The following is a 13,349-nucleotide window of genomic DNA, read 5'->3' as shown; positions in this document are numbered from 1 at the left end:
TGCGTAAGCCTTTCATTTCCAGTGAAAGGCTCACTGTCATTAGTAAAGGAATTTTGTCAATCCCGCGAAGGCGGGATTCCATTCCTCAGTTGGCATTATAGCGAGCTCAGAGATGGATCTCCGCCTTCGCGGAGATGACAAGTTGAAGGCTATTCCAGGCTGTACCATTACCAGAAGGGAGAAGATGGTAAATCTGGTCAAATTAAGTGCTAAAACACGCCGTTACATTCAGCAAATGAACGAAATAAACCAGGGGGTGAATTATTTCCCCCAGGAATTTGCTGAAGAAAAACTACCATTATCCCTGCTTCTTCCCTGGTTAAAAAGCAATCCTGTGGCAGATAAAAAGCAGCAGCTTATTCTTGAGCAAGTGCAGGCTGCGCTATTGAAGGATATTTACCAGATCCTGCATACTGAAGTCAGGGAGAAGGAAAAAAAAAGTAAATGGGCAAAGTTTAAATTTATTTTACTTTTCGTTAGCGGAACCCTTTATTTTATTTGCGAAGGCTTTGACGGAATCAGTAATGTCCTGGGTTTATTTTCAATCCCTACGGCAGCCGTATTCGTGGCCAGCCTGCTTTTCTCCGCCATATCCATTTTATTATTTTATGGGCTCGATTTAAGCGCTCTGGCGAAAGAGTTCGGGATCAAAATGCGACAGGTTCCTCAGCTGACGAATGTGTATGCAAAACAAGTGAAGCTAATTCATGCGATTCAGGCAAAACTTGCAGAAATCTATGATGAAACCGAAAATCTTGGCGTATTACAGGACTATCTGACGCTTTCACAAGTGCTGCAATTAAAATACGTGGAATTGGATGAAGCAAGAGCTATTCTACAAGCCAGGCGGTCGAGCACTGCCAGCAAAGCACTAAAACTACTGGCTGTTAGTCTACAGGCTATTACAGTGTTCAGTGGTGCATTCTGTGCCGGCCAAACAGTTTCCATGTTTATTGCAGGCTGGGTACTTGCCTCAGTCAGCCCCACTTTCTGGCCTGTTCTGCTGACAAGTATCCTTGTGGGAGCATGCGCGTTAGTTTGCTATTGGTATTCAACCAAACCCGAGATAGAAGAGCTGGTGGGAAGGCAACTGGGACTCGATGAAGAGGTGATTAATTTGCTCTGTGATGAGGAGGCTGTAAGCCAACAAAAAGCACAGCTTGAAAAGCTGGAGGGCCGACTGATGAAAAAGTTACTGACTCTGGAAAAAAGAACAGAGCCCTTACTCAACAGCGAAGCCCGGATGCCAATACGCATCAATAGTATTGCGCGTACGCTTTCAAATAGCAGTTTTTTCAGCAACCAGGAACCACAGGCATCTTTCATACTCAAGCTTGAGGCTCCCGTAAGCCAGGAACTTCAATGCCCATAATATTTCTATAACAGGGAAGGCGTAGATACAACCTGCTTTATACCCATTCCAATGGTTGCCAGATTCAAAGGAAGATAAACCAATAAGGAATTACCCAAATGATAGTTGGGATTAATAGACACATAATAGTTATGCAAATGATTCCTGTCATCGAAATGAGGGTCAATGCCATTGGTTAAAGCCACATGGTTTTTAATGACCATTGAATGTTCTGAATGAGGAACCCAGTGGTTGTCATTAATGAGACAATCCGCCCTTTCCAACACATAGTCGGGGGTGCGTGTATCTGGTTTGGGATAAATATTGTGATTGAAGCTATTTAAAAATTGATATCGGGATGGGGTGTTTGTATGTGCAAAATAAATAAACTCCTCTTCCGGATGGGCCAATTTATCTTTCATTGCATGAGCGAGGCCAAATTTGGCTGCTACGAATCCTGGATTGACACGTTGATTGTAGTAAGTGCCTCCCCAGTAAGCAATAACCGCCTTACTTTTAGGGTAAATCACCTGCCGGCATACGCGTGTAAATCCGGTTAAGTGATTAAATTGATCGTAATAAAGAGCAAGAGCCCCAGGCTTCTCAACGCCTAAGACCTCATTCCTGAATTGCTCCGGGCTTGAAAGCTGATAATGGCGGGCCGTAAAATTTTCAAGCAATTTAATAAGCCCTGCCAGCTTATCTTTTTCACTGGGAAGCAAAATAATATCTGTTCTGGATATTATAGATTCAATCATTATTTTTCTCTGAAATCAGTTGCTTATAGACTTATAAGAAGAATTGCTAAAAGTCAACTAAAGAATGTTTACACCGAGAAAACTATTTCAAATTCCCAGGGTTTCTTTTACGAAAGGAATGGTGATTTTTCGTTGTGCTGCAAGTGAGGCGATATCCAGCTGGTCAAGGATATTCAGCAAATCATGTAAATTTCTTGTACATCGTTTGATTAAAAACAAGGCTACGCTGTCTTTAAGCTGGAATCCTTTTTTCTCAGCGCCCTGTTGCAGAATCTTTATTTTCAAATCATCATTCAACTCTTCCAAATGATAGGCTACTCCCCAGGCCAGACGGGAGCGCAGATCGGGCAGGCTTATAGCTGAAGCTGCGGGAGACGCTTGACTTGAAATGAGAAGACAGCACTCATTGTCGCGAATTTTATTAAATAAATGGAATATAGCTTCTTCCCAGATACTGTTATTGGCAATTTCATTAATATCATCAATTGCAATGAACTGCTGCTGCTCCATTCCCTCAAGACAGCCTGGCCCCCAGGCTTTTAAGAGGCTTAATGGAAGATAGGCAGCGCTTAGATTCCGGCTGCTGGCCATTTGGCAGCAGGCTTGCAGGAGATGGGATTTCCCACTTCCGGGTTCTCCCCAGATAAACAGGTAGGGTTCAGTTTTATTTGTAAAAAGAGTTTGAATTTGAAGTTCCAGCAAGCGATTAGTACCCCAGAAAAACTCCGAGAGCTTGGCATCATAGTTTTGTTGAATTTCAAATACTAACTGACGGCTCATTGACTGGTTTGGCTAATTGAAAGGGCTTTCCGTCCCCAGGTCCACACATAATCAATATATGTTGCCGCTGTAGTAACGGCGGTAAGAAGAATCAAACTGAAAAGGACATAGGGTGAAAATTCAAAAAAGGCCAGTTGAAAAAGACAAAGAGTGACCAGCAGCAATTGCAGGCCGGTATTGAATTTGCTAAGCCGTGTGGGTTCAAAATTAATCGGCTTGCTTATAAGCAGATACCAGGCCAATACACCGAAGGAAATAGTCAAATCTCTTAAAAAAACCAGAATAACCAGCCACCAGGGCAGACTTTCCAATAAAGCCAGTGAGATAAAACTGGAGGCAACCAGTAATTTATCGGCCAGTGGATCAATAAATGAACCTAATGGCGTTGACCAGTTATAATGACGCGCAAGCCAGCCGTCCAGCCCATCAGTAAGACCGGCTAGCATAAAAATATAAAAAGCCTCCACGAATTCACCGACGTATAGATGCCATAAAAAAGGCAGAATTAACACCAGGCGACCGATGGTTAGCACGTTGGGTATATGTCTCAGAATCGGATGTGACACGCTATTTCAAAATGCTCCTGTATAATTTGGGAGACCAGGCTCTCTGACAAGTGTATACAATACCATAGCTGCTGTCACCTGCTGAGACAGTTTAGTCAAGCAGGGGATTTGGAATACTGTAATAAATACATTCATTCACTGGAGCTGGTAATAAGTTTAAACTCAGGCGTTTCTTTATAAGCCAGTTGACAGAGAACAAATGGGTATGAACCCTGAGCTTTAGTCCGGGAAAGGCCTCGGTGGTTCTGGGCAGGATTTCGAGCAGCTTCTTTTTGATAATTTTCCAGAAAACTGCTGGATTAAACTGATAATCATGGGATAAGGCTTCGATAAATACCTGCAAGTGATTCAAAAAAATGGTGCTGATAAACTGCTGTATCAGCTTTGAATCCTCCAGGGTCTCCGTTATTGTTTGACGCTGGACTCTTTTAAAAATAATTCCTTTGGGGATATGGTTATCAAGAATGAGCAGGAAGTCTGCAGAAGCAAATAGCAGGCTTGTTCCGTGCTCCACCAACAGGCTGATGAAAGTTGACAGGAATCGCTCACTATACTGTTCAAAAAAGTCGATGGGCGAGAGCGAGCTGCTAGCCACTATTTCGCTGATTAACTTTAAACCGCTTCCCGGGCAGCGATTAAATAAAGCATGAAAGGGCACGGCCATTTGATATTTTTTTAAGAATTCCAGGGGGGATTGAAATAGCGTTGGCTTGAGCAAGTGAAGATCCTTCCGAAATAATCCTTCTTCAGACAGGCAGTCCGTAACCACTATCCCTTCCTCAAATCGATTCACCTGTGCAAGCACTGCCTGTAAAGCCTTATCATTTAAATAAGGGAAGGATAAGCGGTCTGACAAAGGCAACTGCAACTCGGCGTTGCCTCGATTCACAGGGGCCATGCAGGAGAGAGATATTATGGGTTTTGCCTGCTGATGATGGGGAATAAGTAATAAATCATTCTGATCGATTAAATGGCTAAACCTGGATTGAATCAGATTTCGCCATTGCCATGGATGGACAGGAACAGGCAGGTAATCTGACGCGTTCCGCTGCATCATGAATAATTTATCTTGCCAGCGATTATATTCCTCAGGGAAGCCGGTTTGTATTTCTCTTTGATAAGTGAGAGAAGCCTGTTTCTCCATTGTAATGATTTGGCTGTGATGTAAAGCACACCAGTGCAGACTTATCCGGGAATTGAATTGCGGCGCATACTGTAACACCTCACGGCGTTTAAATGCATCTGGAATAAAGTGCTCAGGTTCTAAAAAGTCATAGGGCGCGGCCCATTGTCCAAGAAATAGCAATAAGTCATGCGCATTACCGGTTTTCGAAAGCCAGGACCAGAAACTGGAGGCGCTTCCCATTTCACAACTTAGCTCCTTATGCCAGCGTTGTTCATAAAGAAGCATCATTGCCTTGTTAGCGATAAAATGATCCACCTCAGCAAGCAGTTTGGGCCACTGGAAGAAATAGCTCTGAGGGTTTTTCTGAATCTGATTTTCTTTAAGCTGTACTACAAAATCATGCGCCTCATGACTCAGAATGTCTGCAGCCAGATTCTCTGACGCAGCCATTTGACGCAGTTGCTGAAGGCATACACCTTGCGCTCTTGAAATGGCTGTTTCTATCTGCTGGTGCGAGCAGGCAATCCCCATTTCAAATAGAAGAAAGCGTAATTGATGCGTTAAGCCGTGATAATCACCATAAGCAAGGGCCATAACTGTCTCTGAAAATTAACTATTAGAATAAATATAAATGATAATCATTCTCATTTGCAAGCTAATCATAAGTAAACGTGAGCGTTTTTCTGAAACATTAATTCTGTGGCATGGTCTTTAGTTAAAATTGAGCTGAGCATGCAGCCTCGCCAGAGGCTGTTGACTATTTCGAAGGGAAAGGGGCGGGATGGTTTTAGTCTTCTCTTGGCCGGTAAATTACTGCAATATTTCCAATCAGTTGAATCAGTTCAGCATTGAGAGTTTCGCAAATTTCCGTGAACATCGGCTGACGATCTTCTTTTTCCACGCCATAGATTTTGACTTTGATTAACTCATGCGCCTGCAAGGCCACATTGGTTTCATCGATAACTGCCTGAGTTAGGCCTTTTGCCCCGATTTGAATAACCGGCTTTAAATGATGTGCCCTTGCTTTTAAAGATTGCCTAAATGCGGTGTCCATTGGGATCCTGATTAAAAAAACTTCAGATTATTGCACGTTTCACTGGGAAAAAATAGGAATTTTGAGTATCATGAAGCATTCTATGTTTAAAAAATAAGTTTATGCCTCGTTCCAAAAGTAGTAAGCGTTGGTTACAAGAGCATTTTGACGATTTCTATGTCAAAAAAGCGCAAGCAGAAGGTTATCGTAGCCGTGCTGTATATAAATTGAAAGAAGTTGACGAGCGAGAGCATTTATTGCGGTCTGGGATGACCGTGGTCGATCTTGGAGCTGCCCCCGGCGGCTGGACGCAATATATTAGTCAGAAATTAAACGGAAAAGGCAACATTATTGCGCTGGACATATTGCCAATGGACCACTTGGCCGATGTTACCTTTATTCAGGGCGATTTTCGGGAAGATGAGGTTCTGCAGCAATTACTCGCTTTAATCCCGGAGCGCAGTGTGGACTTGCTTTTATCCGATATGGCCCCAAATATGAGTGGAAGCTATGCAATTGATATTCCCAAGGCCATGTATCTGGCTGAACTGGCATTCGATTTTGCTGATAAAATGCTCAAGCCAAAGGGCGCTATGCTTATGAAAGTGTTTCATGGAGAAGGCTTTGATGAACTGGTAAAGCAAATAAGACAAAAATTTGGAAAAGTAGCAATCCGAAAACCAGCGGCTTCGCGATCACGATCTCGTGAGACCTATTTGCTGGCTAAGGACTATAATTTATAGTAAGTTAATCGTTCTGACGTCGTAGAATAGTTCTTTACACATCAGGCAGGACGACAGAGGTTTTGCCGCTGCCTTAACCGGAACTAAAGATACGCCCTTAATAGAGGTAAATGCTTTGAACGACATGGTAAAAAATTTATTTCTGTGGCTTGTTATTGCCATTGTGCTGGTCTCTGTATTCAGTAATTTTGGTCCTCGACATGCTGCGGCTGAGAAAATCTCTTACAGTCAATTTCTAACAGAAATTGACCAGGGCGCAGTCAATGCGGTTACGATTGAAGATAACAAGATTATTAAAGGGGTTACCAAAAATAACCGCCGCTTCGTTACGTATATGCCCATGACGGATAATGCTTTACTGGGTCAGTTACTGAAAAATAAAGTAGATGTTAGCGGCCAGGAGAAACAACAGGAAAGCTTCCTGCTGCACATTTTCATTAACTGGTTCCCCATGCTGCTTTTGATAGGTGTGTGGATCTTTTTCATGCGTCAGATGCAAGGAGGCGGAGGCCGTGGGGCCATGTCTTTTGGCCGTTCCCGCGCACGCCTGCTCGGTGAAGATCAGGTTAAGGTGACTTTTGCTGATGTCGCCGGTGTCGACGAAGCCAAGGAAGAAGTTAAAGAACTGGTTGATTTTCTTCGTGATCCAAGTAAATTCCAGAATCTCGGTGGACGTATTCCCCGCGGAGTGCTGCTGGTGGGGCCTCCTGGAACTGGTAAAACCCTGCTGGCGAAAGCCGTGGCGGGCGAAGCAAAAGTTCCATTTTTCACTATCTCGGGTTCTGATTTTGTTGAAATGTTTGTCGGAGTAGGGGCTTCTCGGGTTAGAGATATGTTTGAGCAAGCCAAAAAGCATGCCCCCTGTATTATTTTTATTGATGAAATTGATGCCGTTGGACGGCATCGCGGCGCCGGTCTTGGCGGCGGTCATGATGAGCGCGAACAGACATTAAACCAGCTATTGGTTGAGATGGACGGCTTTGAAGGCAATGAAGGGGTGATTATTGTTTCTGCGACCAATAGACCGGATGTTCTGGATCCTGCACTGCTAAGGCCGGGTCGCTTTGATCGCCAGGTTGTGGTTCCTTTGCCCGATATTCGTGGGCGCGAGCAAATTTTGAAAGTTCATCTGCAAAAAGTGCCGATTGAAAAAACGGTAGATATTTTACCTATCGCTCGGGGAACCCCAGGTTTTTCTGGCGCTGATCTGGCAAATCTGGTTAATGAAGCTGCTTTGTTCGCAGCACGCTCCAATAAACGCAAAGTAGGCATACTGGAGCTCGATAAAGCCAAAGACAAAATTATGATGGGTGCTGAACGCCGTTCAATGGTAATGGATGAGAACGAGAAGAAGCTCACCGCTTATCATGAAGCAGGACATGCCATTGTTGGTCTGTTGGTTCCGGAGCATGATCCTGTTTATAAGGTGACCATTATCCCACGCGGAAGAGCATTGGGAGTAACGATGTTTCTTCCAGAACAAGATCGCTATAGCCATAGCAAGCGACGGCTTGAAAGCCAGTTATCCAGTTTATTCGGTGGACGAATCGCAGAAGAGTTGATTTTTGGCGCTGACAGTGTAACAACTGGTGCTTCAAACGATATTATGCGCGCGACTGAAATCAGCCGCAAGATGGTTACCAGCTGGGGGCTTTCTGCTTTAGGTCCGCTTACGTTTGGGGAAGAGGAAGGCGAAGTGTTCCTCGGGCGCAGCATGTCGCAGCGTAAGGAGATGTCTGATAGCACCGCTCATCAGATCGATGAGGAAGTTCGCCAGATTATTGACAGAAACTATCAACGGGCTAAAGAAATTCTCACCGCTAATCTGGACAAATTGCATTTGATGGCGGACGCTTTAATTAAGTTTGAAACAATTGATTCCAATCAGATAGCAGAAATTATGGCAGGTCGTGAGCCGTCTCCTCCTGAGGATTGGACTGGTCAAAAACCGGATCCCAATGCGTCGCCCTCTCTGGATCAAAAAATCAATGGCAAGCAGGTTGATCATCCAGCTGAAGGACATTAGCGTAACACAGCTTCCAATGGTAGTAGCTATTGGAAGCCTACTTGGTTTATTCTCCAGGCATTCAAATATTCAGGACTAAATTGAACAATCAGCAATTCAAATTCTGGTGTGAAAATCATCCCGCCTCAGTCGATCCTGTTTTTCAGGCACTGGTGATGGGTATTGTGAATGTGACACCCGATTCCTTTTCAGACGGCGGCCAATACAGTGATTTGCCTAAAGCGCTTTCGCATGCACTTCAGCTAATAGATGACGGGGCAGATATTATTGATATTGGTGGTGAATCTGTAAGACCCGGTGCGACAGCTATAAGCGAACAGGAGGAGTTGAGCCGCGTCATACCGCTTATCGAAGCACTTCGCAACGAGAGCGATATCTGTATTTCTATTGATACTACAAAACCCGCGGTTATGAAAGAGGCCATACGTGCAGGCGCGGGCTTGATTAATGACATTAATGCCCTGCAGAATGAAGGAGCTCTCGGGCTTGTGGCTTCAACAGACATTCCGGTTTGTCTGATGCATATGCAAGGCACACCGATGACTATGCAAGTCAATCCACATTACAACCAGGATGTAGTCGATGAAATTAATGAATTTCTGGCAAAACGCATATTAGCCTGCGTCTCGGCAGGCATAAAACCAGAACGAATGATTGTCGATCCGGGCTTCGGTTTTGGTAAAAAAGTGGAACATAATTTACAGCTAACCAAACAATTAAGCCGTTTTCGAATACACCAGCGACCTATACTTTTAGGTGTATCCCGAAAAACTACTATTGGCAAAGTTTTAAATAAGAATGTCGATGAACGGCTAATTGGAAGCCTGGTTTTATCTGCAGTCGCTATGGAACAGGGTTTAGGCATTATCAGAACACACGATGTAGCAGAAACAAAACAGGTAATAACTATGATGCAGGCTATCCATAAATCCTGTGGCGATACTAACAAATTGAGGACTTAAAGATGGATCAACGAAAATATTTTGGAACGGATGGTATCCGTGGGCAGGTTGGTTTATCAAATGTAAATCCAGAGTTTCTTTTAAAGCTTGGTTGGGCAGTAGGGCGTGTTTTGGCTAATGGCCATCGAAAGCATGTATTGATTGGTAAAGACACCCGAATCTCAGGTTATATGCTGGAATCCGCACTGGAGGCTGGATTGGCTGCCGCTGGAGTGGATATTAGCCTGGTGGGGCCTATGCCCACTCCTGCTGTTGCCTATTTGACTCAGACTTTACGTGCGAATGCCGGGATTGTCATCAGTGCTTCACATAATTTGTTTGAAGATAACGGCATTAAATTTTTCGCAGCTGATGGAAGCAAATTACCAGATGCGATGGAATTGGCGATAGAAAGAGAATTGGAGAAGCCGCTTACCACAGTGAGCTCTGTAAAACTTGGTAAAGCAAAACGAATTAGTGATGCGCCTGGACGCTATATTGAGTTTTGTAAATCGACGATTCCTTCATTAACCAGACTGTCTGGCTTGAAAATAGTCGTCGATTGCGCAAACGGAGCGACATATCACGTAGCACCGAATGTTTTCACTGAGCTTGGTGCGCAGGTGACTGCAATCGCTGATAATCCTGATGGATTTAATATTAATCAGAACTGTGGTTCCACCTCTCCCGAAATGTTACGCCAATGGGTTCTGAAAACAGGGGCTGATATAGGTATCGCTCTGGATGGAGATGGCGATCGCCTCATCCTCATTGACTCAAAAGGAAATATCATCAATGGTGATCAGGTATTATATATTATTACCAAAGACAGGTTTCAGCGGGGCATTCTTCATGGTGGCGTAGTCGGAACTTTAATGAGTAACTACGGATTAGAAAAAGCTATCTCCAATCTGAACATCCCATTTTTAAGGACCAAAGTCGGGGATCGTTATGTTTTGGAAACATTAAAAGAAAAAGATTGGCGAATTGGTGGAGAATCTTCCGGTCACATCGTTTGCCTGGATAAAACGACGACCGGTGACGGTATAATTGCTGCTTTGCAAGTTCTTGCCTGTATGGTTAAGCAGGGCAAATCTCTCTCAGAACTTACCGAGGGAATAACTCTGCTACCGCAGACCTTAATTAATATCAAAACAGAACACGCAACGGAATTGCTTGAAGATCAGAGAGTCCAGGCATCTGTGCGAGCCTTGTCTGATAAGTTAGGCAATGACGGCCGCGTTTTATTGCGCCCCTCCGGTACTGAACCATTACTGCGGGTGATGGTAGAGGGATTGGATCAGGACGAGGTTTTGGTACAGGCAGAACAACTCCGAGATAATATCGTCACTATCGAACAGGGTCTGCGCTGAACTTGTCTCCTGCGTACCGCGGCTTGATACAACTACGTCCCTCGGCTTGTCCGAGGGATCCAGGAATCTCATAGGGAACACTGGACCCTGCGGGGAAGCCGCAGTAGCCAGGAATAGTTATTAAGGGCATTACTGCCTTGCCATAGTGTTAGCCAACTCAAAATCCTCCTGTAATGAATGTACTGTAGAGGTGGCTTTATAAAACACACTTTGATAAAAAGACGATTTATTTTCCGCGAAACAATTCCATACAGCAGTACTTACTTTTGCAGCCCATTGCGAAAGGATCCAGAATCCGCGGTGCTCATATAGACTCTGGTAGCGTGGGTCAGATAGATAATTCCTGAGCAGCTGCACACTAATGTTAGCATTTTGAGCGGGCTGTTTTTGCAGTTGGTGCGCCAGATCAGCACAGAGTTTGGCTTCACGAGAATATTTTCTATTTAATAAACTATCCAGTTGTGATTGCAAAATGGGATGAAACTTCCCTTTTTCCTGCAAGTTGGGTTCGACTGGAGGTTTAAAACTAAGTAGAACGGACCACTGTTCACTGGGATTTTCACATAAGGACTTATATTTATAAAGTAACCTGTAAGGAGCGGATGGAGACGGTTCGTTCATCTCAAAAAGGATGTCTTTCAGTAACTGATACATTTGCCGCTTGGTCGCTTCATTGACATGCTGTTGCTGCAAACACATGAACAGCTTAACATACCAACTATTCAAATCAGCAGGCAGTTGCTGAAGTTTGACGATAATTTTGCTGTTCCAGTATTGCAATTTACCCAAGTGCAAATCCATTGTACTCGCACGTCGCATACGAGCATTCGTCAAAGCCGCCTCAAGAGTTTCCTCTGATTTTGTACTGAGTTCATGAGGCTTTATCGTAGTTTGTAACAATTTTAGCTCAAGCGATAAGCTGGCAATTTGTGTATCCAATTTTTGAGGATCGATTGGATGTTGAGCTAGCGTTAACAGTTCATTTTCAAGCCGCGCTAATTTATCTAAAGTATTGGTTTGAACTGTCCTGACATCCTCTGTCTGTTGGCTTATCTGCCTGTGAAAACTGTACTCCGAAAGTAGATTCTGACATTTACTTAGTAACTGTGCTAATCGAATGAGTTCATTCTGTCGTCCTGCCGATTCCTCTTTCAAGACGGCCAATTCGCGTGCCGGTGGAACAAAATCTTCAGGAAGGCCACTAAATACCTGGCTAGCTTCCAGGCTGTTGAGTTCTTTTTTTGCTTCGATAAACTGGGGAAGTAAAGCAACAATTTGCGAATGTCTATTGCAGGCTTGTTCTAATCCGGGAAGAATTTTGTCTAACTCAATTAATAGTGACACGCTTGAAACAGGTTCTCTGGCAATGAAGCCGGGAATAAAACCTCGGATTGCATTAATGATTATATTGATTGCATCAGATGAGATGTGATTCTTGGGGTGATCGGCCCACTCGCGCGAATTATCTGATAAAAGCTTTTTGGTATCTTCCAGTATTTCACTCAAATGCGCCAATTGGTAAGCTGCATTGTCTTTATCATGAAGAAGTTCAAGGTACTCAAGCTCGCTCTGTTCGCGAGTCAGCTCCTCATTATGATCCTCAGGATTAGTAAAATAAAAAGCCAACGCGCTGGGCCAATAGGAATTAAGGTAAGAAATCCTGCTTTGTCTACCCTTAAGCAAATCTTCTATATTTGAGGTTGCAGAATAAAGATCATCAAGTTCCTGGGTATTAACAAGCTTGCTTTCATTGATCTGTCTGTCGCAGTCAGTAACGGTATCTTCCAAAGACAGAATCTTCTTTTGCAACTCCTGGATCTCAGCAACAAGGTCATTTTTTGAAACTGTATCAATAAGTTGTGTTTTGCTCGATGATAACTGCTGAAGAATATCATGCAAGCGTTTGGATTCGCTTAAAGAGTTAGCGGCAAAAAGCGATGCATGTTTAATCGTGGTGGAAGCTGTGAAAATAACATTAAGGGCATTAAGCTTTTGGATTGCATCATCTCTAAGGTGGAGTTTCTCGCCGACAATAACCTGATGATTTTGATGTAAAAGGCGCTGATATTCGTCACGTGTGGAAATAAAAAACTGGCGGATAATCGGTTCGCCGCCCTCGTTTGCCTGGAGCAGAGCAGTCGAAGAAGAGCCTTCACAGGCTTTCAGCAGCTCAGGGAAGTGGGAATCAATTCTCTTTCGAACATCTGCTTCTTCTTTTCTAAGAGAGTTTAACCTGGATTCCAATGATAATTTTTGGTGATATAATTCTTTAACTTGCTGTGCCAGTAGCTGACCATTTAACTCTCTCGTCTTAAGCTCGTTGACTTTGAGATAGATTTTGTAAATGTTTGTGATTATTTGCCATTGGACTTCTATCTCAGAAGAATCAATTGCCAATGGTTTTGAAAATAAATCCTGGCAGGAGTGCAGCTGTTTTCCTAGTTCCAGAATATCAACCGGATGCTCAAGCATGGAAAGCCGCCTGGCGAGATCAATGATTCGATTCTTCATAACCTGTCCTCCCTGAACAAAGTATGTAGATGAGAAGAATTAGAACAAATTTAATGAAAATTGGCAATAATAGCCAGCACTTTTGAAAAAATAGCCAGAAGAACTTTAATAGCTGTGACAAAATTAAACTGATCATGAGAG

Annotated in this window: 11 protein-coding genes; 5 read left to right on the top strand and 6 right to left on the bottom strand. The window is 43.6% G+C overall.

Annotation, left to right across the window (positions count from 1 at the left end):
* Positions 1 to 112: 112 nt before the first annotated feature.
* Positions 113 to 1,372: a hypothetical protein gene (locus DYH61_RS13340; protein WP_103989280.1), complete on the top strand. Its 1,260-nt coding sequence runs from the start codon at positions 113 to 115 to the stop codon at positions 1,370 to 1,372.
* A gap of 5 nt (positions 1,373 to 1,377) precedes the next feature.
* Here DYH61_RS13340 and DYH61_RS13335 read toward each other — a convergent pair whose 3' ends face one another.
* The 5 genes from DYH61_RS13335 to yhbY all read right to left on the bottom strand — a co-directional run bounded on the left by DYH61_RS13335 (position 1,378) and on the right by yhbY (position 5,635).
* On the bottom strand, positions 1,378 to 2,109 hold the full coding sequence (locus tag DYH61_RS13335; RefSeq protein WP_058507223.1) for a hypothetical protein: 732 nt from the start codon (positions 2,107 to 2,109) through the stop codon (positions 1,378 to 1,380).
* Between the two features lie 87 nt (positions 2,110 to 2,196).
* Positions 2,197 to 2,889, bottom strand: a complete 693-nt coding sequence (hda, locus tag DYH61_RS13330) for a DnaA regulatory inactivator Hda (protein WP_058507224.1) — start codon at positions 2,887 to 2,889, stop codon at positions 2,197 to 2,199.
* Positions 2,886 to 3,455: a CDP-alcohol phosphatidyltransferase family protein gene (locus tag DYH61_RS13325; protein WP_234999811.1), complete on the bottom strand. Its 570-nt coding sequence runs from the start codon at positions 3,453 to 3,455 to the stop codon at positions 2,886 to 2,888. Before DYH61_RS13325 ends, hda begins: the two co-directional genes overlap by 4 nt.
* 91 nt (positions 3,456 to 3,546) lie before the next feature.
* Positions 3,547 to 5,175 (bottom strand): IucA/IucC family protein, encoded by a 1,629-nt coding sequence (locus DYH61_RS13320; protein ID WP_058507225.1) that lies wholly within the window; start codon positions 5,173 to 5,175, stop codon positions 3,547 to 3,549.
* Positions 5,176 to 5,368: 193 nt separating this feature from the next.
* Positions 5,369 to 5,635 carry a ribosome assembly RNA-binding protein YhbY gene (gene yhbY / locus DYH61_RS13315; RefSeq protein WP_058507226.1) on the bottom strand — a complete coding sequence of 89 codons (267 nt, stop codon included), beginning with the start codon at positions 5,633 to 5,635 and terminating at the stop codon, positions 5,369 to 5,371.
* A 101-nt stretch (positions 5,636 to 5,736) separates the two neighbouring features.
* Here yhbY and rlmE point away from each other — a divergent pair, with 101 nt between their 5' ends.
* From rlmE to glmM, 4 genes are all read left to right on the top strand, one after another.
* On the top strand, positions 5,737 to 6,357 hold the full coding sequence (gene rlmE / locus DYH61_RS13310; protein ID WP_058507227.1) for a 23S rRNA (uridine(2552)-2'-O)-methyltransferase RlmE: 621 nt from the start codon (positions 5,737 to 5,739) through the stop codon (positions 6,355 to 6,357).
* Positions 6,358 to 6,481: 124 nt separating this feature from the next.
* Positions 6,482 to 8,383 carry an ATP-dependent zinc metalloprotease FtsH gene (gene ftsH, locus DYH61_RS13305; protein ID WP_058507228.1) on the top strand — a complete coding sequence of 634 codons (1,902 nt, stop codon included), beginning with the start codon at positions 6,482 to 6,484 and terminating at the stop codon, positions 8,381 to 8,383.
* 80 nt (positions 8,384 to 8,463) lie between these two features.
* A complete protein-coding gene (gene folP / locus DYH61_RS13300; protein ID WP_058507324.1) occupies positions 8,464 to 9,345 on the top strand; it encodes a dihydropteroate synthase in 882 nt (293 codons plus the stop codon).
* Between the two features lie 2 nt (positions 9,346 to 9,347).
* A complete protein-coding gene (gene glmM / locus DYH61_RS13295; RefSeq protein ID WP_058507229.1) occupies positions 9,348 to 10,697 on the top strand; it encodes a phosphoglucosamine mutase in 1,350 nt (449 codons plus the stop codon).
* 129 nt (positions 10,698 to 10,826) lie between these two features.
* On the opposite strand, the gene DYH61_RS13290 is transcribed toward glmM, so the two are convergent.
* The gene (locus DYH61_RS13290) at positions 10,827 to 13,208 is read right to left on the bottom strand and encodes a hypothetical protein (RefSeq protein WP_058507230.1); all 2,382 of its coding nucleotides are present in this window, start codon (positions 13,206 to 13,208) and stop codon (positions 10,827 to 10,829) included.
* Positions 13,209 to 13,349 lie beyond the last annotated feature (141 nt).

Origin of the sequence: Legionella quinlivanii (genome assembly GCF_900461555.1) — a bacterium.
Taxonomy (GTDB): domain Bacteria; phylum Pseudomonadota; class Gammaproteobacteria; order Legionellales; family Legionellaceae; genus Legionella_C; species Legionella_C quinlivanii.
This window is presented reverse-complemented; position numbering and strand designations above follow the sequence as displayed.

Excerpts from the sequence above, each read along its gene's own strand:
- DYH61_RS13340 (WP_103989280.1), top strand. The coding sequence starts at position 113 with ATGGATCTCCGCCTTCGCGGAGATGACAAGTTGAAGGCTATTCCAGGC.
- DYH61_RS13335 (WP_058507223.1), bottom strand. The coding sequence starts at position 2,109 with ATGATTGAATCTATAATATCCAGAACAGATATTATTTTGCTTCCCAGT.
- hda (WP_058507224.1), bottom strand. The coding sequence starts at position 2,889 with ATGAGCCGTCAGTTAGTATTTGAAATTCAACAAAACTATGATGCCAAG.
- DYH61_RS13320 (WP_058507225.1), bottom strand. The coding sequence starts at position 5,175 with ATGGCCCTTGCTTATGGTGATTATCACGGCTTAACGCATCAATTACGC.
- yhbY (WP_058507226.1), bottom strand. The coding sequence starts at position 5,635 with ATGGACACCGCATTTAGGCAATCTTTAAAAGCAAGGGCACATCATTTA.
- rlmE (WP_058507227.1), top strand. The coding sequence starts at position 5,737 with ATGCCTCGTTCCAAAAGTAGTAAGCGTTGGTTACAAGAGCATTTTGAC.
- ftsH (WP_058507228.1), top strand. The coding sequence starts at position 6,482 with ATGGTAAAAAATTTATTTCTGTGGCTTGTTATTGCCATTGTGCTGGTC.
- glmM (WP_058507229.1), top strand. The coding sequence starts at position 9,348 with ATGGATCAACGAAAATATTTTGGAACGGATGGTATCCGTGGGCAGGTT.
- DYH61_RS13290 (WP_058507230.1), bottom strand. The coding sequence starts at position 13,208 with ATGAAGAATCGAATCATTGATCTCGCCAGGCGGCTTTCCATGCTTGAG.